Genomic DNA, 23,947 nt, shown 5'->3' with positions numbered 1-23,947 from the left:
CCTCCCGGCCTCCCGGCCTCCCGGGCTCCCGGGCTCCCGGGCTCCCGGCCTCCCGGCCTCCCGGACCCCGGGTCCTGCGGACGTCAGGCCCTACGGCCGCTGCGCGTCCGCCTCGTCCGCCCCCGCGCGGACCACGCCCAGCTCCACCAGGTCCTGCGGGCGCAGGCGCAGGTGGTCCGCCGTCGCCGGGACCTGGTCGGCGGGTCGCTTCAGGATCGCGGCGGCCGACTCCGGCGCGATGACGGAGAAGTAGCTGTCCGGGGCGGCCCAGGTGCGGCCCGGCGCGGCCAGGGCGAGGGCGCCGCCGGAGCCGCCCTCGCCGACGAGCAGTGTGGTGACCGGGATCCGGGTGCCTGCCACCGCGCCGAACAGCTCCGCGATTGCCGCGCCCACGCCCTGCCGTTCCGCCTCGGCGTCGTTCGCGGCGCCCGGGGTGTCCACCAGGGTCAGCACCGGGATGCCCAGCCGGTCGGCGAGGCGGATCAGCCGGGTCGCGGTGCGGTAGCCGGCCGGGCGGGTCGCCGCGCCGGTCTGGGCGGCGTAGGCGACGGTCCGCCCGTCGCGCGCGGTGACGCCGAAGCCGCACAGCATGCCCTCGGGGTCGGTGCCGCCGCAGCGGTCGCCGACGATGGCGGCCCGCCGGGTGAAGTAGGCGTCCAGGTAGCGTCCGGCGCGCGGGCGCCGTGGGTCACGGGCGCGCAGCACGGCCTCCCAGCCGGTGGCCGGCGGGTCTGTCGCGCCCAGCGGCGCGGGCACCGGCGCCGGGGTCCCGGACCGGCCGGTCAGCAGCCGCAGCCACAGGCCGAGCGTGCGACGCAGCTCCCCGGGCGGTACGACCGCGTCGGCCGAGCCCGCCGCGACCTGCGCCTCGGCGGTGTACGCGGCCGGGTCTGCGTCCGGCGGCCGCACCCGCGAGCCCGCGAAGCCCACCTGGGCGCCCGGCAGGGCGAGCACCACGTCGGCGCCCGCGCCCAGCGTGGCCCAGCCGCCGCCGGTCGTCGGGTCCCGCACCACCGCGACCTGCGCCAGCCCGGCCTCCCGGGTGAGCGCCGACTCGCGGGCCACCCGCTGGAGTTGGGTCAGCGCGAGCATGCCCTCCTGCATCCGGCTGCCGCCGGTGGCGACCAGCGGGACGACGGGGAGGCGGTGGGCGCGGGCGTACCGGTGGGCCGACTCCAGCCGGTCGCCGGTGCGCTGGCCGAGCGAGCCGCCGAGGAAGCCGAACTCGAAGGCGATCAGCACGGCCCGGGTGCCCTCGATCTCCCCGGTTCCGCAGACGACCGACTCGGACTCGCCGGTGCGCTCCGCGGCACGGGCCCGCGCCGCTCCGTAGCCGGGCCAGCCGAGTGGCCCGTCGGGGGCCGACTCACGGGCCGGGTACGGCAGTTCGGTGAAGGTGGACGCGTCGGTGACGAGGGCGAGGAGTTCCCGGGCGGTGGGGCGGGCGGCGGTCACGCGGTCAGGGCCCGCTTCATGATCTTGCCCATGTCGTTGCGGGGCAGGGCGTCGAGGTAGCGGACGGTGCGGGGGCGCTTGTGCGGGGCCAGGCGGGCGGCGACGTGGTCGGCCAGCGCGTCGGCGCCGGGCGGGTCCTGGGGGTCGGCCGGGACGATCCAGGCGACGATCCGCTCGCCCAGGTCGGCGTCCGGCTCCCCGGTGACGGCGGCCTCCCTGACCCCGGGGTGCTCCAGCAGCGCGTTCTCGATCTCCCCGGCGCCGATCTTGTAGCCGCCGCTCTTGATCAGGTCGGTGGCCTTGCGCCCGACGATCCGCACGGAGCCGTCCGGTTCGCGCACCGCCATGTCCCCGGTGCGGAACCAGCCGTCGGCGGTGAACGCGGCCGCGGTCGCCTCGGGCCGGTTGAGGTACTCGGTGAACAGGTTCGGCCCGCGCACCTGGATCTCCCCGACGCTCTCCCCGTCGTACGCGGCGACCGGTGAGCCGTCCTCCTCCACGAGGCGCAGCTCCACGCCCGGCAGCGGCAGCCCGACGGTGCCCGGACGCACCTCGCCGTCGGCCCGCACGGCCGTGTTCATCAGCGTCTCGGTCATCCCGTACCGCTCGACGACGCGCCGCCCGGTGGCGGCCGCGATCCGCTCGTGGTCGTGCACGGGCAGCGCGGCCGACCCCGACACCAGCAGCCGCGCCCGGCCCAGCGCCCCGGCCAGGGCGGGGTCGCCGGGCAGTGCCTCGGCGAGACGGTGGTACATCGTCGGCACACCGAACAGCATGGTCGCGCCGTCGCCGAGCTCCCGGGCCACGCCCTCGGGGGAGAACCGGCCGAGGTGCCGCACGGAGCCGCCGCGCCGCAGCGGGCCCAGCACGCCGAGCACCAGCCCGTGCACGTGGAACAGCGGCAGCCCGTGCACCAGCACGTCCGACCCCGTCCACTGCCAGGCGTCGGCCAGGGCGTCCAGGGTGTGGGCGAGGGCCCGGCGCGGCAGCACGGCCCCCTTGGGCGGCCCGGTGGTCCCGGAGGTGTAGACGACCAGCGCGGGGTCCTCGTCGTCCGCCCCGGGGCCGCCCGGGGCGGACGGCACCGGTCCCCGGGCCGCCGGGTCGACGTCGATCCGGTCGAGTCCGGCCAGCGCGCCGGGCAACCGCTCCCCGGCCGCCGCCAGCACCAGGCCCGGCGCGCTGTCGGACACGATGTGCCCGAGCTCCTTCTCGCCGGACTTCGGGTTGAGCGGCACGGCGGCGGCCCCGGCGAGCAGCACCCCGACCACCGCGACGGCGGTCTCCACCGACGGCGTGGCCCACACGGCGACCCGCCGGGCCCCGCCGATCCGTTCGCCCACGGCGCCGGCCGCCGCCGCGAGTTCCGCATACGTCAGGGACCGCTCGCCGAACCGCAGGGCGACCCGGTCGCCCGGTGCACCGGTCAGGGCGGGGAAGAGAGAGGACACGCGGGACACTCCTAGCGCCGGACGCCAACGACACCCCGTTCCTACCCCACCACGGGGCCCGTCGGACCGCCGCGCCGTTTGACTCCCGTCACGTTCACGCCCCGCCGGCGCGCGGCCCCCCGCGTCCGGCGCGGCTCACGCCGCCGCGTCCACCACGTCCGCCACCACGCACGTGACGTTGTCCGGCGCCCCGGCGTCCCGGGCCGCCCCGACCAGCGACCGTACGGCCGTCGCGGGGTCGTCGGCCGCGACCAGCAGCCGGTCGACCTCCGCGTCCGGGACCACGCTCGACAGCCCGTCCGAGCAGAGCAGGAAGCGGTCGCCCGCCACGGCGTCGTGCAGCCGGACGTCGGGGACGGGCGTGCCGGTGCCGAGGGCCTTCAGGAGCAGGCTGCGCTGCGGGTGGACGCCGGCCTCCTCCGGCGTCAGGCGCCCCTCGTCCAGCAGCGACCGGACCACCGTGTGGTCGTTCGTGATGCGGAACAGGCCCTCCGCGCGCCGCACGTACGCGCGCGTGTCCCCGATGTGCGCCAGGGCCAGCCGGGAGCCCGTCCACAGCAGCGCGGTGAGCGTGGTGCCGGCCTCGTCGCCGTCCCCGGCCACGCCCCGCACGGCCTCGTCCGCGCCGCGCACCGCGTCCTCCAGCAGGCCCAGCACGTTCCCGGCGGTCACCTCCTCGGTGTCCAGGACCTTCAGCGCCTCCACGGCGGCGCTGCTCGCGGGGCCGCCCCGGGGCCCGAAGCCGTCGGCGACGGCCAGCAGCCGGGCGCCGGCGTAGGCGCTGTCCTGGTTGGCGGGCCGTATCAGGCCCCGGTCGGAGTGGGCGGCGTAACGCAGTTCCAGCATGACGGTGTCCTCCTCGGTGGACGGTGGTGCCGACAGGTGGTCGACGAGGAAGGCGGCCAGGTCCCGGCGTACGGCCGTCTCGGCCTCGACCCGCGCCCAGTACGCGCGGACCTCCCGGGCGGCGGACGCCGCGTCGAGCGCGCACACCTCGCGGATCCGGGCCAGCGGCATGCCGAGCCGGCGCAGCCACGCCACCAGCCGGGCGCGGTCGAGCTGGTCGGCCGCGTAGTAGCGGTAGCCGGTGTCCGGGTCGACCCGGGCGGGCCGCAGCAGGTCCAGTTCGTCGTAGAGGCGCAGGGCCTTCGGCGAGAGCCGGGTGGCCTTCGCGAAGGCCCCGATCGTGAGCAGGGTCGTCATGCCCGGCCACCCCCGTTCCTGAGTGCGAGTCCGTGTGCGTGGTCGTTCCGCCGGCGGCCCGGGTCCCCCCGTCGCCGGCCCGTCGTCGATGCTGGGGCTTCACCGAAGGGGAAGGTCAAGGCGGCCGCCCCGGTTCCCGGCGGGCCGGTTAGCCTGCGGCTGTCGCACAGCCGTCCGAGGAGGTCCCCCCCCGTGCCCCGTATCGCGCTCGTCACCTACGACCCCGGGCCGCAGCCCAGCAGGGACACCGACCTGCCCGTCCTGGCCGACGCGCTGACCGCGGCCGGTGCCGACGCGCGGGCCGTCGCCTGGGACGACCCGGACGCCGACTGGGCCGGCTTCGACCTCGCCGTCCTGCGCTCCACCTGGGACTACAGCTGGCGGGCGGCGGAGTTCTCGGCCTGGCTGGAGCGCTGCGCCGGGCTGACCAGGCTGGTCAACCCGCTGGGCGTGGTGCGGTGGAACACCGACAAGCGCTACCTCGGCGAGCTGGCCGGGGCCGGTGTCCCCACCGTCCCCACCCGCTACCTCGCCCCCGGCGACCCGGCCGACCTGCCCGACGGCCACGACTACGTGATCAAGCCGACCTCCGGCGCGGGCGCCCGCTTCGCCGCCCGCTACACGCCCGGCGACCACGCCACGGCCGTGCGCCACCTGGAACACCTGCACGCCGAGGGCTTCACGGCGATGCTCCAGCCGTACGTCCGGGGCATCGAGACGGGCGGCGAGCGGGCCCTGCAGTTCTTCGGCGGCCGCCTGCTGCACGCCAGCCGCAAGGGCGCCGTCCTCGCCCCCGGCACCCCCTACGACGCCGACAAGGTGGCCCACCCCGACCTGGAGCCCTGGGAGCCGACGCCCGCCGAACTCACCGTGGCGGAAAGGGCCCTGGCCGCCGTGCCCGACCCCTCCGGCCTGCTGTACGCCCGGGTGGACCTGGTCGACGGCGACGACGGCACGCCCCGCCTGATGGAACTGGAACTGGTCGAGCCGAACCTGTTCCTGTGGCTGCACCCGGGCTCGGTGCCACGGGTGGTCGAGGCGGTCCTGGCGGCCGCGGGCGACGCCTGAGGCGGACGCGGGGGAGACGTCAGGCGCAGGGAGCCTGCCCAGACGTCACGCGGAGGCGGCCCGCTCCGGTGTGCCGGTCGTGGCCGTGCGCTGGAGCAGGCCCCAGGTGAACTCCGCGGTCACCGCCCGGGGGACGCCCCCGCCGTCCGGTGCGGTGAAGGCGAGGCCCCAGCGGGTCGGGGCGGTGCCCTGCAGCGGGCGGGCCGGGGCGAAGGCGCGGGCGGCCTCGTCGATCGTGCAGGACCAGGGCGTGAGGTCGTCCAGGGTGCGCAGGGCGGGCGCCGGTGCGCCGGGCGCGCGGACCAGCCACTCGGTCCAGACCGCGCCCCGGTCGCCGACCAGCACCTCGAAGCGCAGGTCGGGCCAGAGGGGGAGGGGCCACTGCCACGCCTCGCAGTCCAGGTCGCCGACGCGACGGGCCCGCGTCGACTCGGGGGTGCCGAGGACCGAGCGGTACCGGGACGCGGCGGGCCGGGGACGGGGGGAGCGGAGCATCGCCTGCCACCGCTTGTTGGCCTCGCGCATCTCGGCGAGCGTCACGCCCAGCCCACGGCGGGCGTCCTCCACCAGGTCCGGGTTGTGGTCGGCCATGCGGCGCAGCAGCACCAGCTGGAAGTGCAACGGCGTGAACGGGTCGGCGGGGCGCTTCTCGGGCGGCATGTCCCCCATCGTGGCCCACCTTTCACGACCATTGCCCGCTCCGACCCTCTATGACTAGCCTGTGTTCGTCATCCCGATCGTCAGTTGAAATCTCGAACGCAGTCGTCGTCGACCACAAGGGAGGGGGCCGGCCGTGGGACGCCTCGTACCTGCCGTGACCCGGGCTCTGGACATCCTGGAGCTGTTCCTCGACGGGGACGGGACGCTCTCCGCCCCCGACATCGTGCGCAGGCTCCAGCTGCCACGCACCACCGTGCACGAGCTCGTCACCACGCTCGCCGCCCGGTCCTACATCGTCCAGGTGCCCGGCCAGCCGGGACGCTACCGGCTCGGGGTCCGCCCGTACCAGCTCGGCAGCCGGTACGCCGAGCAGCTCGACCTCGCCGCCGAGGGCCAGCAGGTCGCCCGCTCGGTCGCCGAGACCTGCGACGAGACGGTCCACGTGGCGATCCTGGAGGGCACCGACGTCATCTACATCGCCAAGGTCGACTCCACGCACGCCGTGCGGATGGTGTCGGCGGCCGGCCGCCGGCTCCCCGCGCACTGCACCTCCGTCGGCAAGATGCTGCTGGCCTCCCTCCCCGAGCCGGAGCTCGCCGCGCGGATCCCCGACGACGCCGGGCTCGTCGCCATGACTCCCAACAGCATCACCGACCCGGGCGCGCTGCGGGAGACCCTGGCGGGGATCCGGCAGCGCGGAATCGCCGTGGAGAGCCGCGAATCCAACCCGGACGTCAGTTGTGTCGCCGCGCCGGTGCGGGACCGCACGGGGCAGGTCGTCGCCGCGCTGTCGATCTCCGTGCCGATGATCCGGTGGAGCGACGACCGCCTCGACGAGCTGGAGCAGCTCGCGGCCAAGGGCGCCGCCGAGCTGTCCGAGCGGCTCGGCTACCGGAGCGTGGCATGACGCCGCCGCGGTACGAGGTCGCCGTACGGGCCTCGGCGACGCTCGGCGAGGGGCCGACGTGGGACACGACCGCGGGACTGCTGCTGTGGCTGGACATCCTCGGCTCACGCGTCCACACCTTCGACCCCGCCACGGGGCGGCGCGGCGTGCGGGTCACCGACCAGCACGTGGGCGCGGTCAAGCCGCGGGCGGGCGGCGGCCTGGTGCTCAACCTCCGTGACGGCGTGGGCCTGATCGACCCGGACGGGACGTTCCGCTGGCTGCACCACGAGCCGGTCCCGGGGCGCCGGGCCAACGACGCGGCGGTCGCGCCCGACGGCTCGCTGTGGGCGGGCACCATGCGCTACGACGAGGCGCCGGGCGGGGGTTCGCTGTCCCGGTTCACCGGGGACGGCTCCGTGCGGACGGTCCTCGACGACGTGGCGGTGAGCAACGGCACGGGCTGGAGCCCGGACGGGCGCCTGATGTACTACATCGACTCGCCCACGCGGCGCGTGGACGTCTTCACCTACGACGCCGACGCCGAGGGCGGCGGCCAGGTGAGCGGCCGGCGGCCCCTGGCGGAGATCGAAGAGGGCGCCGGCTTCCCGGACGGGCTCACGGTGGACGCCGAGGGCTGCGTCTGGGTGGCCCTGTGGGACGGGGGCGCGGTGCGGCGCTACACCCCGGCCGGTGAGCTGGACCAGGTGATCGAGCTGCCCACCCCCCGGGTGACGGCGTGCGCCTTCGGCGGCCCGGACCTGACGGACCTGTACGTCACGACGGCCCGGGTGGGCCTGGCCGACCCGCACCCCCTGGCGGGCTCGCTGCTGGTGGTGCCGGGGGCGGGCAAGGGTCAGGTGCCGACCGCGTTCGCCGGGTGACGGAGCCGCCGCCGGCCCCCTGGGCTCAGGGGGCCAGCAGCGACCGTTCGGCCGCCGTCAGCGGCGCCCCGGCCTGCGGCGGCAGCAAGGGCCCCAGGGCGGCGGTCAGCAGCGTGCCCGGCGTGAACAGCCGCGTCGGCGGGGCCAGCAGGCTCGTCACCTCCCACAGCGCGGCCGCCGCCCCGTAGGCGCCGGTCGCCCCCTTCGTCAGGCGGCGCGAGTACGCCGTCACCAGCCGGTCGACCGGCGTGGGCCGCGCCCCGCGGGTCTGCGGGTACCACACGTCCTGCCCCACCGCCGCACTCCACGCCGCGTCCACCCACGGCACCACCCCCCGCTGCACCCGTGCCGCGAGCCCGGCGGAGCCCAGCCCGCCGCCCGCCCGCCGTACCTCCTCCGCCAGCAGCCGCGCCCCGAGCGCCGCCACCGACATGCCCTGTCCGTACGCCGGGTTGTACATCGCCAGCGCGTCGCCCAGCACCACCAGACCCTCGGGCCAGTCCCGCACCTTCTCCAGGTACCGCCGGTGGTTGTGGGTGCTGCGGCTGATCCACACGTCCGTCAGCGGCTCGGCCCGCGCGATGAACCGCCCGACGAGCGGGTCGGCCAACTCCATGGCGTAGCGCAGGAACCCGTCCACGTCGCCCGGCGGCTCCGCGCCGCGCGTCCCGGCCAGGCTCACCATCCACCGCCCGTCCTCGACGGGCAGGATCATCCCGCTGCGCCCGGGCCGCCCGACGTACGGGTCCGCCTGCACCACCGTCACCGGGAACCGCCCGGCCCCCTCCGGCGCCCGGTACAGGCGCGTGGCGTTCACCAGCCCGGTGTCCACGGTGCGTTCGCGTACGCCGGTCACCCCGAGGGCGGCCAGCCAGTGCGTCACCCGCGACCCCCGGCCGCTCGCGTCCACCACGAAGTCCGCGGCCAGCTCCCGGTCCTCGCCCCCGCCGGCCCTCGTGTCCCCGCTGTCGTGGAAGCGCACCCCCGTCACCCGGCCCGGCCTGCCGAGCAGCCCCGCCACCCGGGTGCCGGGCCGCACCTCCACCCGGACCGGCGCCTGGGTCACCACCGCGTCCCGCACCGTCCAGTCGAGCAGCGCGCGGGTGCAGGCGAGCAGGGCGGGCCCCTCGTGCCGCCAGCGGCGGAACCAGCCCTCCGGCGTGAGCACCACCATGTCCCGGCCGAGGGAGAGTTCATGGGCGCCGGCCGCCAGCAGCCGCTTGCGCACGCCCGCTCCGGGCACCAGCTCCTCCATCGCGGCGAGGCCCCCGGCCATGAGGATGTGCGCGTGCCGGCCCTGGGGGAGCCCCTTGCGGTGTTCCGGGCCGTCGGGCAGCGCGTCGGCGTCCAGCACGACCACCTCGTCCGCAGCTCCGGCCAGCGCGGCGGCGGCCAGCATGCCGGCCAGCCCGGCACCGATGACGACGGCTCTGCGGGGCATGGGACTCCTCGGTGTCGGCGGTGTCAGCGGGGGATGGCCCTCACCGTACCTTCACAAGTGCCCGTGACGAGGGGCGATCGGGCGAACTCCCGTGCCAGTTGGACGAGGCCGCTGGTGCCGGACACCTCCGTGGCGTGCAGCCGGTACCCGCTGGGCGGGTCCGCCGGCACGGCCCCGGCGGCGGCCCGCCGCGCCGCGTCGGCGACCATCGCGGCCTCGGCGGCGACCCGTGCGCCGTGGGCGTCCCGGCCCTCCTCCAGCGCGGCGGCCAGGGCGCGTTCCCGCACCCCGTCGTCGAAGTACGGCGCGAGCGCCAGCAGGGCGTCGTGGATGGACACCTCGCGCCAGTGCAGCCGCGCCCGGGGCGGCCGCCACCAGGTGCGCGGCTGCCGGGGCGCGGTCGAGGCGAACCGCACGCCGTCCCACAGGACGCCCAGCACGCGGTAGTCGCCGATGCTGTGCCAGTGGGCGGTGACCAGGGGCACCAGCCGGGGCAGGACGTAGCCCGAGGCGCACAGCAGCGCGGCGAGCGAGGCCAGCGGCGGCGCGACGACGGTGGACAGCGCGTCGAGGTCGTGACCGGTCCACCGGGCGGCCACCGCCGTGTACTTGGTGAGCTGGAAGCCCACCACGTCCAGCAGCACGCCGGCCATGATCAGCCGCAGCCCGGTGCGCAGCAGCCCGGTGACCTCCCGGGCCCACCGGCGGCACATCACGCTCATCACCAGCGTGGCGGCGCTGTGCCCGAGCAGGTACAGCACGATCATCTCGCGCATGCCGGGCGTGTTCGCGTAGTAGGTGTCGAGGTCGGTCAGCCGCTCGGTGTCCGCGTCGGCGAGCGCGAACAGTACGACGATGGCGACGATCAGCGCCGCGTAGGCGGCGACGGCCCGCCCCACCCGCCGCCGGACCACTTCGCGGGAGCCGCCGCGCCAGTTGATGAGCAGGATGACCAGCGAGCAGCTGTACGCCGACATCACGCCGTACGTCAGCGGGGCGCCGAAGTTGGGGACGCCGGTGAGTCGGTTGACGGCGGACAGCGTGGGCGGGGCGGCGCACGCGAAGACCAGCGCGCCGAGCGCGACGGCCGCGCAGGTCGACATGGCCAGCGGGTCGCGCCGCCCGGGACCGGGCCGGCGGAACAGCAGCAGCCAGGCCAGGGCGAGCACCAGGGCCGCGAGGTACACGACGAGACTCATCACGCGCCCCCGCTCACGCCGTGCCCGACGCCGCCGTGCCCCGGGGGGCCAGCCGGGCGGCGGTGACGTACGGCGAGGTGGTGAGGGCCGCGGCGACGCGGACCAGCAGGGCCGGGTCGGGCGTGCGGTCCTGGAGCAGGTCGGTGACGTCGGGGGCGCACACCGGGCGCTCCGGTCCGCCGGCCCGTTCCCGTTCCTCGCGCACGGCGGCCGCCACGACCGCCGCCCAGGCCGTCGCCTCGGCCCGCTCCGGGTCACCGGTGTCGCGCAGCACGGCCTCGTGCGTACGGTCGTACAGGCTCCGGTCGAAGAGGGCGTCGAGGTGGCCGAGCGCGTTGTGGATGCTGGTCTGGCGCCACACCAGCCGGGTGCCCGGCGACGCCCAGCGCGGCCGGGGCAGCCGCAGCGCGCGCCGGGTGAGCAGCTCGTCCAGTTCGCGCTCCAGGGGCTCCAGGCGGCCGTAGGTCCGCAGGGCGCGCAGACAGGCGGCGGCCCGGGGTCCGGCGAGCGGGATCAGCACGCCGGTCACGGTGACGAACGCGCCCAGCCCCGCGGCCACCGGCGAGATCGTGGTGCCGAGCGCCGACCAGTCCCGTCCGCACCAACGGGCCACCACCGCGACCAGCTTGGAGACGCTGTACCCGGCGTTGCACAAGGTGCCGACGCCCAGCGTGACCAGGCCCGCGCGCAGCCAGCCGTCGACCTGGCGGGCCCAGCGCAGCGCGGAGACGGTGGTGACGGCGACCGCCGCGAGGTGCCCGACCAGGTACAGCACGATCATCTCGGCGACGAACGGCGTGGTCGCGTAGTAGGTGTCGAAGTCGGTGCGCCGCTCCACGGGCGCGTCGCCCAGCCCGAACGTCACGGCGATGCCCAGCAGCACGAACGCGTAGGTGACGATCCAGCGCCGGGTGACGCGGTGCACGTGGGGGCCGCCGCGCCAGTAGACGATGAGCACCTGGGAGGCCGCGCTGTACGCGGTGATCGACGCGTACGTCAGGGGCGCGGCCAGGTTGGGCGTGCCGCTGAGGTGGTTGACCGCGCCGACGGTCGGCGGGGCGCCGAGGAAGAAGCACGCGCCGGCCAGGCCCAGGACGGCGCAAATGGCCCGCAGGTAGGGGTCGTGCCGGTGGCGCACCAGGTCGGGGGCGCGCACGATCAGGCCGAGCCACAGCAGTCCGCAACTGAGGTAGTTGATCAGGCCGTTCATCTGCGTGTCCCGCGGTAGTTGAGGGCCGCGCCGATGCGCCGGGCGAGGTCCGCGGCGCCGTCGCCGGGTCCGTCGGGGCCGGGCCCGGGCGGTGCGTCGAGCCAGTCGCGCAGCCGCTGGCCCATCAGCATGCCGAAGCGGTCCGCCTCCTGTTCCTCGGCGAGGTCGAAGTCGGTGCGCGCGGCGGCGGGCACCAGCCGGCCGGGTTGCGGCGCGGGGGCGGCGGACGACTCCCGCCGGTGCATGTGCCAGACCTCGTGGCAGAAGATGACGACCTGGTGCCAGGCGGCGGCGCGGCGGTCGACGACGACCACGTCGTGGTTGTCGCCCTCCAGCCACAGGCCACTGGCGGTGTGCGGCGGGAACACCTCGCGGCGCACGACGACCGGGCGCCCGCGCCACCGGCTCACGGAGGCCACGAGCGCGTCGAACAGGGCCTCGGGATCGTCGGGGACCGGCCCCCGCAACGGCTCGACGAGGATGTCCGCCAGCCGCCGCATCTCCCTCTTCCTACGCACCGTTCGCATGGTACTCACGCCCCGATCGCTCGTGCCCCGACCGTTCCCGGGCGGACCCCTCGGGCACCGGGCGGCCGCCCAACGTCCGTTCGGGTGCCGCTCGCCCGACTCCCTTGCGCCGCAGTCCCGTCAGGGCCCGTGTCCCGCGCCCGCCCCGGCGTCCCGTGCCCTCGCCCCCGGCCGCCCGGGCCCGGACCGCCGCGAGCGCGTCCGTGTCGCGCAGGGCCCACGAGACCGGGCCGATCTCCCGCAGCAGGGCGGTGGTGTCGCGGTCCGCGCCGGTGCCGTGTGCGGGCCTGCGGTCCCCGGCGGCGACCGCGTCCAGGACGGCCACCGCGGCGGCCAACGCCCGCGCGCGGGCCGGGGGATGGCCGAGCGCGAGGGCTGCGTCGTACGCGCGGGCGTGCAGCTCCTCGTCGAGGCGGCGGGCCAGCGGCAGCAGCGCGTCGCGGATGTACGTCTCCCGGTGGGTCAGCCGCAGTTCGGCGGACGCCCGCAGCAGCAGCGGCGCGCGCCCACCGCCGGCCGACCTCATCAGGGCGTACAGGGGCCGCAGCCGCCGGTGGGCGCGGCGCAGCAGCCAGCGCTCGTGCAGGTACTGGCCGGCGTGCGGCAGGATGAAGCCGACGGCGATGAGCACGGCCGACAGGCACGCGACGGGCGGCGCCACCCCGGTGCTGAGCCGGTCCAGGTCGTGGCCGGCCAGCCGGGCGCCCACGGCGGTGAACTTGCAGGCGTCGAAGCACAGGTTGAGCCCGTACCCGGCGCCGAGCGAGGTGAGCCCCCAGCGCAGCCAGGCGTCGAGGCCGTCGGCGCGGACCCAGTTCCACACCAGCCGGCCCGTGACGAGCACGGCGACGGTGTGCGCGAGCAGGTAGAGCAGGATCTCCTCGCGCAGGAACGGCGTGGTGGCGTAGTAGGTGTCGAGGTCGCGCACGCGCTCCACCGGGGCGTCGGCGAGGGCGAAGAGCACCCACAGCGCGACGACGACGGCCGCGTAGCCGCACACCACCCGGCGCATGGCGCGGCGGGTGGCGGCCGAGCGCCCCGCCAGGCCGTCCCGCCAGGCGAGGATGAGCAGCAGGCCCGAGCCGCTGAACGCGGTGAGCAGCGAATACACCAGCGGGGCCGAGAAGTTGGGCACACCGGTGACGCGGTTGGTCCACCGGATCGTGGCCGGGGTGACGAAGACGAAGACCGCGCAGGCGAGCAGCAGCAGCCCGCCGACGGCCCGCAGCAGCGGGTCCTGCCACAGCCGGACGATCGTGGGCAGCTTGATGACGAGCGCCGCGAGAAGGACCGCGGTCGGGAGGACGTACATCATCGGGCCCCTCCGTCCGCCGGCCCTGGCAGCTCGTCCGAGGTTACGCGTCCGGAGGTGTCCACGTCAGGCGAGTTCGCAGAAGGCGACGACGGCAAGCGCTTCCGGGACGCATCCAGGAGTCCTGTCGGAACCATTGACGCCCACGCGTCACGAATCTACCTTCCCGTTCGACGCCACGAGCGTGATCCGACATGTCGAACAGTCAGGAGAAGGGGACGGCGACCGCACCGCAGGGCCGCGCCCCCGTCCCCCGGAAGGTCCCCATGAGCCACCGCCCCGCCCGCTTCACCCTCGACCCCGCCTTCACCGTCGGCACGGCCGGCCCCCGGCTCTTCGGGTCCTTCGTCGAACACCTCGGCCGCTGCGTCTACACCGGGATCTTCGAACCGGACCACCCCACCGCCGACGACCAGGGCCTGCGCGGGGACGTCCTGGAGCTGGTGCGCGAACTGGGCGTCACCACGATCCGCTACCCGGGCGGCAACTTCGTCTCCGGCCACCGGTGGGAGGACTCCGTCGGCCCCGTCGCCTCCCGCCCGCGCCGCCTGGACCTGGCCTGGCACTCCACCGAGACCAACCGCTTCGGCCTGTCCGAGTACATCGGCTTCCTGCGCGCGCTCGGCCCCCACGCCGAGCCGATGATGGCCGTCAACCTCGGCACCCGTGGGGTGGCCGAGGCGCTCCAGCTCCTGGAGTACGCCAACCACGCCGGCGGCACCGCCCTGTCGGACCTGAGGACCGCGCACGGTGACGCGGACCCCTACGGCATCCGGCTGTGGTGCCTCGGCAACGAGATGGACGGTCCCTGGCAGACCGGCCACAAGACGGCGCAGGAGTACGGCCGCCTCGCCGCCGAGACCGCCCGTGCGATGCGCCGGTTCGACCCCCGCGTCGAACTCGTCGCCTGCGGCTCCTCCAGCCGGGCCATGCCGACCTTCGCCGCGTGGGAGGCGACGGTCCTGGAGGAGACCTACGACCTCGTCGACCACATCTCCCTGCACGCCTACTACTGGCCCGAGGACGGCGACGTCGACTCCTTCCTCGCCTCCGCCGTCGACATGGAGTCCTTCATCGCCCACGTCGTCGCGACCGCCGACCACGTGGGCGCCCGGCTGAAGTCCGAGAAGAAGATCAACCTCTCCTTCGACGAGTGGAACGTCTGGTACCTGCCCGAGTGGGAGGCGCGGGCCCAGGAGTTCGCGCCGGACGACTGGCCCGAGGCGCCCCGGCTGCTGGAGGACCACTACAGCGTGACCGACGCGGTCGTCCTCGGCTCGCTGCTGATCGCGCTGCTCCGGCACGCCGACCGGGTCGCGGTGGCCTGCCTCGCGCAGCTCGTCAACGTCATCGCCCCGATCATGACCGAGCCGGGCGGCCCCGCCTGGCGCCAGACGACGTTCTTCCCCTTCGCCCAGGCGGCCCGCCACGGCCGCGGCCAGGTCCTGGACGTACGGGTGGACTCCCCGACGTACCAGACGCGCAAGTACGGCGAGGCCGACCTGCTGCACGCCACGGCCGTGCGGGCCGAGGACGGCTCGGTGACCGTGTTCGCGGTCAACCGGGACCGCACGGCGCCGCTGCCGCTGGAGGTCGCCCTCGGCCGCCTCGGCGTCACCCGGGTCACCGGGCACAGCGCGCTCGCCGACGCCGACCCGGACGCCCGCAACACGCTCACCGAGCCCGGGCGGGTCGCCCCGCACGAGGTGACGGGCACGGCGGTGACCGACGGCACGCTCACCGCCACCTTGGAGCCCCTGTCCTGGAACGTGATCCGGCTGGCCTGACGCGGGACGGCCGCAGCGCTGCCCCACAATGGGCGCATGAGGATCTCGGCACGGGCGGACTACGCGGTGCGGGCGGTACTGGAGCTCGCCGTACGGCAGGGCGGCGGCGACCCGGTGAAGGCGGAGTCGATCGCCGCCGCGCAGGACATCCCGCACAAGTTCCTCGAGGGGATCCTCGGCGACCTGCGCCGCGCCGGCGTCGTCGACAGTCGGCGGGGCGGCGGGGGCGGCTACCGGCTGGCCCGGGCCGCCGAGGAGATCACGGTCGCCGACGTCATCCGCGCCGTCGACGGTCCCATCGTGTCCGTGCGCGGGGTCCGCCCCACCGGCCTGTCCTACGCCGGTTCGGCCGAGCCGCTGCTCCCGCTGTGGATCGCGCTGCGCGCCAACGTCCGGCGCATCCTGGAGGGCGTCACCGTCGCCGACATCGCGGCGGACGCCCTCCCGGAGCCGGTCCGTGCCCTGGCCGCGGAACCGGCGGCTTGGGAGAACCCCTGACGCACGCGCGGGGAGCCGGGTGCACAACTCACTCTGTTTTCAACGGAGTTGGGGATGTGAAAGGCGGGACGCGAATGGCTTGAGTTCTCCCTGACCGGGTCGCGGGGCGCTCCCTACGATGCCAACGCCCCGGCCTCCACAGGAAGCACACACGTCCTCCACGGGCGGTCGGGTGAGAGGTCCACCCCCCACTCCCACCCCCAGGAGGCGCCATGCCTGCCGGACTCCTGCTGGGCGGCGCGACCGCCGCCCTGCTCGCCACGGCCGTGACACCGGCGAACCCGTCGTCGCCGGTGTTCGACGACCCGCCCCCGGACAAGATCGTCATCAACCTCGCCACCGTGAACGGCTCCGGCTGTCCCGCGGGCACCACCGCCGTCGCCGTCTCCGAGGACAACACCGCCTTCACCGTCACCTACAGCGACTACCTCGCGCAGGCCGGCGGCACCTCCGACCCGACCGCCTTCCGCCGCAACTGCCAGCTCAACCTGGTCGTCCACGTCCCCCAGGGCTTCACCTACGCCGTCGCCAGCGCCGACTACCGCGGCTTCGCCGCGCTCCAGCCCGGAGCCACCGGCCTGCAACGGGCCTCGTACTACTTCCAGGGCTCCTCGCAGACGGCGTACAAGAGCCACACCTTCACCGGCGCCCTCAACGACAACTGGCAGGCCACGGATACCACCGACTGGGCCCAGCTGGTGTGGGCCCCCTGCGGGGTCCAGCGCAACTTCAACATCAACACGGAACTGCGGGTGACGGCGGGCAGCCAGTCGCCGGGCAAGGTCAGCTTCATGACGATGGACTCGACGGACGGGGACATCAGCACGGTGTACCACCTGGCGTGGAAGGACTGCCCGCCGCGCGTGTGACGACCGCGCACGACGGCCGCGCCCGCTCGTGGGAGCCGGGCGCGGCCCGTGCGAAGGGTCCCTGTCCGGATCGTCAGCCGGAAGAGGTGCCGGTCAGACAGTTGCCCGCTGAGCCGCAGGCGTCAGGGACAGGTACAGGCGTGTCCCGGCCGGCCGGAAGCCGACCCGCTCGTACACCCGCCGGGAGCCCTCGCCCCCGTACTCCAGCCAGACCGATCGGTTGCCCCGGTCGAACATCGCGCTGGTCAGCGCGGCGGTGACGGCGGCCGCCACGCCTCGCCCGCGGTAGGCGGGCCGGGTGCCCACACCCGCCAGTTCGGAGGTGCCCACGGCGGGCGCGGAGCACGTCGCCGCGCCCGCGCAGTCGCCGTCGGGGGCGCGCACGAAGCGCACCTCACCGCCGCCGTCCTGGATGCGCCGCAGCCGCGCCGCGCCCTCGGGGGACTGCGGGAACTCACCGCCGAAGGCTTCCGACAGGGCCGCGTCGATCGCCGCGTACTCGGCGTCCGTGCCCGGCGTCCCGGGCGTCGGGCCGGACTCCGGGACGCTCAGCGTGGCGGGCGTGCAGACCAGGTAAGCGTGCACGGCCTCGGTCGTGAACCCGGCCGTCCGCAGGGGCCCTTCGGCCTCCGGGGCCCCGTTCGGGGCGAACTCCAGGCGCGGGATGAGGTCCCGCTCGCGGAACGTCCGGACCAGCGCCGAGACGTCGGCGCCGGTGGGCGTGGCGCCGGGCAGCGGCGAGGCGTAGTTGACGTAGGGGCTGGTGGTCGAGGGGTCGAACCCCACGACGAATCCGCCCACCTCGACCGCCTCGGGGCGGCGGCGCAGGTTGGCGACGGCAAAGCTCTGGACGTCGATGTCCATGGTGATGGAAGTCCTCACGTGGAAGGGAAGGTCGCGCAGGGATGCGGGACGCGGCCGCCGTGAGGGAACGGGCGTGGCTCCTCAGAGCCGACGGCGACCGCTGCGGGACGCCGTGAACATAGGCTTCAGTCCTTCGACAGGTGTGCGGGCCTCGGTGGCACCGGCGGTCACGATGGTGACTGCGCGGACCGTCGACGCGCAAGCGATTTGCCTCCGCGGTCCGTCGTCCACAGCACGAGGTCGCTGCTCGTCGCCACGGCGAGGGTCCGGCCCGAGGGCGAGAAGCCCGCCGTGCGGAAGGTGGAGTACGAGCAGTGGTGGATGTGCCACCACTGCTCCCCGTGCGGACCGGCGTGGGGCAGGCCGCCGTCGCGGGACAGCAGGACGCGTTCGTGCGGCCAGGCCGGGGTGACGACCTCCAGGGTCCAGCCGTCCCCGGTGGTGGTGTGCAGCCCCCCGCCGAAGAGCCCGGCGATGCGCACCCGGCTCCCGGCGACGGGCCCCAGCCCCGGGCAGGACAGGTCGGCCACCGCGTCGGGGGTGCTGTCCTCGGGGTCGGGGTCGCGCTCCCTGGCGATCCTGTCCCCGGTGACCGCGTCGAAGAGGCCGTGACCGGTGGAGGAGACCACCATCACCAGGTCACGGCCGCTGCCGGGATGCGTCGCGAAGCCGATCCCGAGCAGCCCGCCGACGGCGGCGCCGTGGGTCTGCTCGAAGACGGGCCGCCAAGGGCCGGGCGCGGGCACCACGGGCGCCGCGAGCAGCCGGTCCCGCAGGGCCCGCTGGTACGCCGTCAGCTCGGGCAGGGGCTCGTGCTCCGGCTGCCCGGTCGGCCCCGCCTTCTTCGTCCACCTCTTCACCCGTCCATGATCCCCGCCCGCTGCCGTCAGCCCGCCGCCGCCGGCCACGCCCCCGCGTTCGGCCAGCCCGTCGCCGGGGCCGGGGTGAGGCCGTTCGTGCCGCGGACCTGGGCCGCCGTCAGGCCGCCTCGCGCCGGGACGCCGGGCGGGGTGGGGCCCGGCATCGCGGCGGCCGGGGCCATCGGGGGCACGGGCGCCGCGACCGGCTGCGGCAGCGGCGCCGGGGTCGGAGTCGGTATGTGGGGCGGGGCAGGGGCCGGTATCGGCGCAGGTGCCGCCACCGGCTGCGGGTACGTCTGCGCTGCGGCCGCCGCCGGCAGCGGCACGCCCGAGCCGTTCGACGCGGCCGGCACCGGGGACGGCGCCGGGGCCGGTGCGGACATCGCCTGCGCCGCCAGCCCCCGCACCCCCGCCCCGTTCGTCGCGCCCACCAGCCGGTCCACCGCCGCCGTGCCCGAGCTGTAGCCGGTCGCGGCTCCCGGCTCGGGCACGGCGGCTCCCCTCCTGGTCCCGTAGAGCACCTGTTCCAGGCCGGACACCAGGCGACGCACGTCCACCTGGGGGCGCACCACGAGCCGCAGGAAGCGACTGGACGAACCGATCTTGTTGCCGCACTCGCGCACCAGGATCCGGTGCTCGGTCAGCAGGCGGTCCCGCACGACCGTGCCCTCGGCCCCGACGGGCAGCCGCACGAACAGGAAGTTGCCCTGCGAGGGGTACACGGTCAGCCCCGGCAGCGCCGACAGCTGCGAGGCCATGTCCAGCCGGTCCCGCCGCACCTGCTGGAGGCTCTGCGCGTACTCCCCGCCGTGGTCCCTCAGCATGAACACCACGTGCTCGGCGAAGGAGTTGAGGTTCCACTTGGGCAGCATGGAGCGGACCCGCCCGGCGAGCGCCGGGTTGGCGACCAGGTAGCCGAAGCGGATGCCGTGCAGGCCGAAGTTCTTGCCGAGGCTGCGCAGCACGATCACGTTGGGCCGCAGCATCGCCTCCTGCACGACGCTCGGCTCGGCCTCCGCGTCCGCGAACTCCAGGAACGACTCGTCGACGACGATCAGGTCCAGGTCGGCCATCGCGTCCATGAACTGCACGAGCGCGTGCCGGTGCAGGAACCCGCCGTCGGGGTTGTTCGGGTTGCAGACCACCGCGACGCGCGTCCCGCGGGCCCGGATGAACTCGGCGTACGCGGCGAGGTCCAGGGCGAAGCCGCTGGACTCCTGGAGCGGGAACATGTCGACGCGCTTGCCGGTCTCCATCGGCTGGTCGGTCCACCGCCCGAACGTGGGCACCGGGATCGCGAGCGACTCCCGCACCAGCAGGTGGTCGATCCAGGTGATCAGCTCGGTCGAGCCGTTGCCCATCGCCACGGCCTGCGGCGGCAGTTGGAGCAGGGTGCACAGCTCGGCCGTGATGGTGTCGGCGCTGCTCGGGTAGTACGTGACGATGTCCCGCAGCCGCGCGGCCATCTCCTCGAACATCGCCGGGGTGGGGAAGTACGGGTTGCAGGGGATGCAGAAGTCCACCGGGCCGGCTCCGTCGCCGCCCTCGCGGGTCAGCGCCGCCATCGACGGGCTGTGCGCCGCCGTGCTGCGGAACAACGAGGTGACGTTGTCGGCCATCGAACCTCCGTAGGGGGCGGGCCCGGTGGGGACGGCCGGGCCCGTCGTGCGTGGGCGGCCCGCGCGGGGGAGCGCGGGCCGCCCTTGCATACGGACGCGGGTGGGGCCGTGTTCAACCCGCGCTCGGACGGCGCGCGGTCAGCGGCCGAAGGTGTGCACCGTCGACGTCCGGTACGTGCGGCCCGGCCGCAGCACGGTCGACGGGAACGACGGCTGGTTCGGCGAGTCCGGGAAGTGCTGCGTCTCCAGGCACAGCGCGTCGCCCTGCCGGTAGGTGCGCCCGCTGGTCCCGGTCAGGGTGCCGTCGAGGAAGTTGCCGGAGTAGAACTGCAGTCCGGGCTGGTCGGTGGCGATCCTCAGGGTGCGGCCGGAGCGCGGGTCGCGCAGCGTCGCCACGTGCACCGGCGTGGCCGTGGTGCCCTTGTCCAGGACCCAGTTGTGGTCGTAGCCCTTGGCCAGCACCTGCTGCTCGTGGCCGGCGCGGATGTCCCGGCCGATCGGCTTGGCCCGGCGGAAGTCGAAGGGCGTGCCGGCGACCTTGGCCAGTTCGCCGGTGGGGATCAGGCCCGCGTCGGTCGGCGTGAAGCGGGAGGCGGCGATGGTCAGCTCGTGGTCCTCGATGCTGCCGCTGCCCTCGCCGGCGAGGTTCCAGTACGTGTGGTTGGTGAGGTTGACGACCGTGGCCCGGTCGGTGGTGGCCGCGTAGTCGATGCGCCAGACGCCGTGCCGGTCCAGCGTGTAGGTCACCTTGGTGCGCAGCGTGCCGGGGTAGCCCATCTCGCCGTCGACGCTGGTGTAGTACAGGTGCAGCCCGACGTCCGAGCCGCGGGTGAACGGCTCGACGTCCCACACCCGCTTGTCGAAGCCCTTGGCCCCGCCGTGCAGGCTGTTCTCGCCGTCGTTCACGGACAGCTGGTACGCCGTGCCGTCCAGGGTGAAGCGGCCCTTGCCGATCCGGTTGCCGTAGCGGCCGATCAGCGCCCCGAAGTACGGGCTGCTCGCGACGTAGTCGTCCAGGGCGGCGAAACCCGCGGAGACGTTGGCGTACCGGCCGTGCTTGTCGGGGATCTCCAGGGACTGCACGATCCCGCCGTAGGACAGCACCTTCAGGCGGGTGCCGCCGTTCTGGAGGGACCAGCGGTGGACCTTGGTGCCGTCCGCGAGGGTGCCGAAGAGCTCCTTGACCGGGCCCCTGCCCGTGGCGGCACGGGCCGTGCCGCCGAGCGCGGTGGCGGCCACCCCCGCGGCCGCGGCGCCCGCGATGACCGTGCGTCTGTTCAGTTCCATGTGCGGCTCCCGGAAGGGAAGGGGCCCCACCGTCCGGTGGGGCCCAGCTGACTTACGAACCGGACTTGCGCTTGTTCCACACGTCGAAGCCGACCGCGGCGAGCAGGGCGAAGCCCTTGATCACCTGCTGCCAGTCGGTGCCGACGCTGAGGAGGTTCATGCCGTTGTTCAGCACCCCGAGGACGAGACCGCCGATGATCGCGCCGAGGACGGTGCCCACACCGCCGCTCATGGACGCGCCACCGATGAACGCCGAGGCGATCGCCTCGAGTTCGTAGTTCAGGCCCGCCTTCGGGGAGGCCGCGTTCAGCCGGGCGGCGATCGCCAGACCCGCCAGGGCCGCGAGCGCGCCCATGTTCAGGAAGACGAAGAAGGTGACCTTCTTGTCCTTCACGCCGGACAGCTTGGCCGCCGGCAGGTTGCCGCCGATCGCGTAGATGTGCCGTCCGAAGACCGAGTTGCGCATCACGTAGCCGTAGCCCACGACCAGCGCGCCGAGGATCAGCAGCACGATCGGCGCGCCCTTGTAGCTGGCCAGCAGCATCGTCACCACGAGGATCGCCGCGACGATGGCCACCAGCTTCAGCAGGAAGATGTTGCGCGGCACGACCTCCAGCGAGAACTCCTGCTGGCGTCCCCGGTCCCGGAACTCCTGCGCCACCACGAACACGATCAGCGCGAGGCCCAGCAGCAGCGTGATGTTGTGGTAGTTGGTGTTGGGGCCGGCCTCCGGCAGGAAGCCGTTGCCGATCTTCTGCAGGCCGTCGGGGAACGGGCCGAGGGTCTGCCCCTGGAGCAGGATCTCCGTGAAGCCGCGGAAGATCAGCATGCCGGCCAGGGTGACGATGAACGACGGTATGCCGAGGTAGGCGATGAAGAAGCCCTGCGCCGCGCCCGCCAGGGCCCCGGCGGCCAGGCACAGCACCACCGCCACCGGCCAGGGCACCTGGTGCTCGACGGTCAGCACGGCCGCGAAGGCGCCCACGAAGGCCGTGAGCGAGCCGACCGACAGGTCGATGTGCCCGGCGATGATCACCAGCATCATGCCGATCGCGAGGACCAGCACGTAGCTGTTCTGCAGGACCAGGTTGGACACGTTGCGCGGCAGCAGCAGGTCGCCGTCGGTCCACACCGCGAAGACGGCGACGATCAGGCCGAGCGCGAGCAGCATGCCGTACTGCCGCATGTTGCGGCGCAGGCCGTCCAGCACCAGCTGGAGCAGGCCGCCGCCCGCCGCGCCGCCGCCCTTGCCCGGCGGAGCGGCGGCCGGGCTCTTGTCGGTCACATCGGTGCTCATCGCGTTACCTCTTTGTCCTTCGTCATCTGGCGCATCAGCACTTCCTGCGTGGCCTCGGCCCGCGGGACCTCGCCGGTCAGCCGCCCGGCGGCCATGGTGTAGATGCGGTCGCACATGCCGAGCAGCTCGGGCAGCTCGGAGGAGATGAAGACGACCGCCTTGCCCTGGGCGGCCAGTTGGTCGATGACCGTGTAGATCTCGAACTTGGCGCCCACGTCGATGCCGCGCGTCGGCTCGTCCAGGATCAGTACGTCCGGACCCGCGAAGATCCACTTGCTGAGGACGACCTTCTGCTGGTTGCCGCCGGACAGCTTGCCCACGGGCTCGAACACGGTCGGCGCCTTGATGTTCATCGACGTGCGGTAGCCCTCGGCGACCTGGCGTTCCTCGTGCTCGTCGACGACCCCGTGCCGGGCGACCTTGCTCAGCGCGGTCAGCGAGATGTTGCGGTTGATCGTGTCGATGAGGTTGAGGCCGTAGTGCTTGCGGTCCTCGGTGACGTAGGCGATGCCGTGCCGGACCGCGTCGGACACGGTCCGGGTGCGGATCTCCCGGCCGTCCTTGAGGACCGTGCCGCCCCCGTACCGGCCGTAGGCGCGCCCGAAGACGTTCATCGCGAGTTCGGTGCGGCCGGCGCCCATCAGGCCCGCGATGCCGACGATCTCCCCGCGCCGCACGTGGACCGACACGTCGTCGACCACCTTGCGCTGCTGGTCGATCGGGTGCAGCACGGTCCAGTTGCGGATCTCCAGCGCCGGCGCCGCGCCCTCCTCCGCCTGGTGCGGGGTGCGCTCGGGGAAGCGGTGGTCCAGGTCGCGGCCCACCATGCCGCTGATGATGCGGTCCTCGGTCGTCTCCGGCGCCGTCACGTCGAGCGTCTCGATGGTCCGCCCGTCGCGCAGGATCGTCACCGAGTCGGCGACCCTGCGGATCTCGTTCAGCTTGTGGGAGATGATGATCGAGGTGATGCCCTGCTTCTTCAACTCCAGGATGAGGTCCAGGAGTTTGCCGCTGTCCTCGTCGTTCAGGGCCGCCGTCGGCTCGTCCAGGATGAGCAGCTTCACCTTCTTGGACAGCGCCTTGGCGATCTCCACCAGCTGCTGCTTGCCCACGCCGATGTCGGCGACGCGGGTCTCCGGGTGGTCCGTCAGACCCACCCGGCGCAGCAGCTCGGAGGCGTGCCGCAGGGTCCGGTTCCAGTCGATGAGCCCGCCCCGGGCGTGTTCGTTGCCGAGGAAGATGTTCTCCGCCAGGGAGAGGTACGGCACCAGGGCGAGCTCCTGGTGGATGATCACGATGCCGTGCTGCTCGCTCGCCCGGATGTCCCGGAAGCGGCAGACCTCCCCCTCGAAGAGGATCTCGCCCTCGTAGGTGCCGTGCGGATGGACGCCGGAGAGCACCTTCATCAAGGTGGACTTGCCGGCGCCGTTCTCCCCGCAGATGGCGTGGACCTCGCCCTGCCGGACGGTGAGCGTGACGTCCGACAGCGCCTTGACACCGGGAAAGGTCTTGACGATCGAGCGCATTTCCAGGACGGGTCCCGCCATGGTCGTGCCTTCCAATCCGTGAG

Annotated in this window: 21 protein-coding genes; 6 read left to right on the top strand and 15 right to left on the bottom strand. The window is 74.4% G+C overall.

Annotated elements, in window-relative coordinates; genetic code table 11:
* Positions 1 to 90 precede the first annotated feature (90 nt).
* From E4U91_RS11155 to E4U91_RS11145, 3 genes are all read right to left on the bottom strand, one after another.
* Positions 91 to 1,455 (bottom strand): carboxyl transferase domain-containing protein, encoded by a 1,365-nt coding sequence (locus E4U91_RS11155; protein WP_137306711.1) that lies wholly within the window; start codon positions 1,453 to 1,455, stop codon positions 91 to 93.
* Positions 1,452 to 2,906 carry an acyl-CoA synthetase gene (locus tag E4U91_RS11150; protein WP_137306710.1) on the bottom strand — a complete coding sequence of 485 codons (1,455 nt, stop codon included), beginning with the start codon at positions 2,904 to 2,906 and terminating at the stop codon, positions 1,452 to 1,454. Before E4U91_RS11150 ends, E4U91_RS11155 begins: the two co-directional genes overlap by 4 nt.
* 135 nt (positions 2,907 to 3,041) lie before the next feature.
* On the bottom strand, positions 3,042 to 4,109 hold the full coding sequence (locus tag E4U91_RS11145; protein ID WP_137306709.1) for a MerR family transcriptional regulator: 1,068 nt from the start codon (positions 4,107 to 4,109) through the stop codon (positions 3,042 to 3,044).
* A 192-nt stretch (positions 4,110 to 4,301) separates the two neighbouring features.
* Here E4U91_RS11145 and E4U91_RS11140 point away from each other — a divergent pair, with 192 nt between their 5' ends.
* On the top strand, positions 4,302 to 5,177 hold the full coding sequence (locus E4U91_RS11140) for an ATP-grasp domain-containing protein (protein WP_137306708.1): 876 nt from the start codon (positions 4,302 to 4,304) through the stop codon (positions 5,175 to 5,177).
* A 45-nt stretch (positions 5,178 to 5,222) separates the two neighbouring features.
* Here the strand turns inward: E4U91_RS11140 and E4U91_RS11135 are convergent, their stop codons facing one another.
* Positions 5,223 to 5,846 (bottom strand): hypothetical protein, encoded by a 624-nt coding sequence (locus tag E4U91_RS11135; RefSeq protein ID WP_137306707.1) that lies wholly within the window; start codon positions 5,844 to 5,846, stop codon positions 5,223 to 5,225.
* Positions 5,847 to 5,970: 124 nt separating this feature from the next.
* On the opposite strand from E4U91_RS11135, the gene E4U91_RS11130 reads away from it, so the two are divergent.
* Together E4U91_RS11130 and E4U91_RS11125 are read left to right on the top strand one after the other, a co-directional pair.
* Entirely contained in the window at positions 5,971 to 6,744 is a 774-nt protein-coding gene (locus tag E4U91_RS11130) for an IclR family transcriptional regulator (RefSeq protein ID WP_137306706.1), read from the top strand.
* Positions 6,741 to 7,607, top strand: a complete 867-nt coding sequence (locus E4U91_RS11125; protein WP_137306705.1) for an SMP-30/gluconolactonase/LRE family protein — start codon at positions 6,741 to 6,743, stop codon at positions 7,605 to 7,607. Before E4U91_RS11130 ends, E4U91_RS11125 begins: the two co-directional genes overlap by 4 nt.
* 25 nt (positions 7,608 to 7,632) lie before the next feature.
* Here the strand turns inward: E4U91_RS11125 and E4U91_RS11120 are convergent, their stop codons facing one another.
* From E4U91_RS11120 to E4U91_RS11100, 5 genes are read right to left on the bottom strand one after another with little or no spacing between them, the layout of a single operon-like run.
* Positions 7,633 to 9,048 (bottom strand): NAD(P)/FAD-dependent oxidoreductase, encoded by a 1,416-nt coding sequence (locus E4U91_RS11120; RefSeq protein WP_137306704.1) that lies wholly within the window; start codon positions 9,046 to 9,048, stop codon positions 7,633 to 7,635.
* Positions 9,049 to 9,071: 23 nt separating this feature from the next.
* Complete coding sequence (locus E4U91_RS11115; protein ID WP_137306703.1) at positions 9,072 to 10,247, bottom strand: MAB_1171c family putative transporter; 1,176 nt, start codon at positions 10,245 to 10,247, stop codon at positions 9,072 to 9,074.
* A 13-nt stretch (positions 10,248 to 10,260) separates the two neighbouring features.
* Entirely contained in the window at positions 10,261 to 11,457 is a 1,197-nt protein-coding gene (locus tag E4U91_RS11110) for an MAB_1171c family putative transporter (RefSeq protein ID WP_137306702.1), read from the bottom strand.
* Positions 11,454 to 11,975 carry a toxin gene (locus E4U91_RS11105; RefSeq protein WP_241678555.1) on the bottom strand — a complete coding sequence of 174 codons (522 nt, stop codon included), beginning with the start codon at positions 11,973 to 11,975 and terminating at the stop codon, positions 11,454 to 11,456. The genes E4U91_RS11110 and E4U91_RS11105 overlap by 4 nt, the downstream gene beginning before the upstream one ends.
* On the bottom strand, positions 11,968 to 13,299 hold the full coding sequence (locus E4U91_RS11100; RefSeq protein WP_241678554.1) for a hypothetical protein: 1,332 nt from the start codon (positions 13,297 to 13,299) through the stop codon (positions 11,968 to 11,970). The genes E4U91_RS11105 and E4U91_RS11100 overlap by 8 nt, the downstream gene beginning before the upstream one ends.
* Before the next feature lie 263 nt (positions 13,300 to 13,562).
* On the opposite strand from E4U91_RS11100, the gene arfA reads away from it, so the two are divergent.
* From arfA to E4U91_RS11085, 3 genes are all read left to right on the top strand, one after another.
* Positions 13,563 to 15,083: an arabinosylfuranosidase ArfA gene (gene arfA, locus E4U91_RS11095; RefSeq protein ID WP_137310768.1), complete on the top strand. Its 1,521-nt coding sequence runs from the start codon at positions 13,563 to 13,565 to the stop codon at positions 15,081 to 15,083.
* Positions 15,084 to 15,119: 36 nt separating this feature from the next.
* Positions 15,120 to 15,581: an RrF2 family transcriptional regulator gene (locus E4U91_RS11090; protein WP_137306701.1), complete on the top strand. Its 462-nt coding sequence runs from the start codon at positions 15,120 to 15,122 to the stop codon at positions 15,579 to 15,581.
* Between the two features lie 212 nt (positions 15,582 to 15,793).
* On the top strand, positions 15,794 to 16,450 hold the full coding sequence (locus tag E4U91_RS11085) for a DUF4360 domain-containing protein (RefSeq protein WP_137306700.1): 657 nt from the start codon (positions 15,794 to 15,796) through the stop codon (positions 16,448 to 16,450).
* Between the two features lie 93 nt (positions 16,451 to 16,543).
* On the opposite strand, the gene E4U91_RS11080 is transcribed toward E4U91_RS11085, so the two are convergent.
* From E4U91_RS11080 to mmsA, 6 genes are all read right to left on the bottom strand, one after another.
* Positions 16,544 to 17,314 carry a GNAT family N-acetyltransferase gene (locus tag E4U91_RS11080; protein WP_137306699.1) on the bottom strand — a complete coding sequence of 257 codons (771 nt, stop codon included), beginning with the start codon at positions 17,312 to 17,314 and terminating at the stop codon, positions 16,544 to 16,546.
* Between the two features lie 167 nt (positions 17,315 to 17,481).
* Positions 17,482 to 18,174 carry a hypothetical protein gene (locus E4U91_RS11075; RefSeq protein WP_422070894.1) on the bottom strand — a complete coding sequence of 231 codons (693 nt, stop codon included), beginning with the start codon at positions 18,172 to 18,174 and terminating at the stop codon, positions 17,482 to 17,484.
* Positions 18,175 to 18,200: 26 nt separating this feature from the next.
* Positions 18,201 to 19,793, bottom strand: coding sequence for a pyridoxal phosphate-dependent aminotransferase (locus E4U91_RS11070; protein WP_137306698.1), 1,593 nt, complete (start codon positions 19,791 to 19,793; stop codon positions 18,201 to 18,203).
* A 138-nt stretch (positions 19,794 to 19,931) separates the two neighbouring features.
* On the bottom strand, positions 19,932 to 21,080 hold the full coding sequence (locus E4U91_RS11065; RefSeq protein ID WP_137306697.1) for an aldose epimerase family protein: 1,149 nt from the start codon (positions 21,078 to 21,080) through the stop codon (positions 19,932 to 19,934).
* 52 nt (positions 21,081 to 21,132) lie between these two features.
* Complete coding sequence (gene mmsB / locus E4U91_RS11060) at positions 21,133 to 22,377, bottom strand: multiple monosaccharide ABC transporter permease (RefSeq protein WP_137306696.1); 1,245 nt, start codon at positions 22,375 to 22,377, stop codon at positions 21,133 to 21,135.
* Positions 22,374 to 23,924 carry a multiple monosaccharide ABC transporter ATP-binding protein gene (gene mmsA, locus E4U91_RS11055; protein WP_137306695.1) on the bottom strand — a complete coding sequence of 517 codons (1,551 nt, stop codon included), beginning with the start codon at positions 23,922 to 23,924 and terminating at the stop codon, positions 22,374 to 22,376. The genes mmsB and mmsA overlap by 4 nt, the downstream gene beginning before the upstream one ends.
* Positions 23,925 to 23,947: the final 23 nt, after the last annotated feature.

The organism is Streptomyces lasalocidi (genome assembly GCF_005280215.1).
Lineage (GTDB): Bacteria > Actinomycetota > Actinomycetes > Streptomycetales > Streptomycetaceae > Streptomyces > Streptomyces longwoodensis.
Note: the sequence above shows the minus strand (reverse complement) of the source record. Positions and strands in the feature narration are given on the sequence as shown.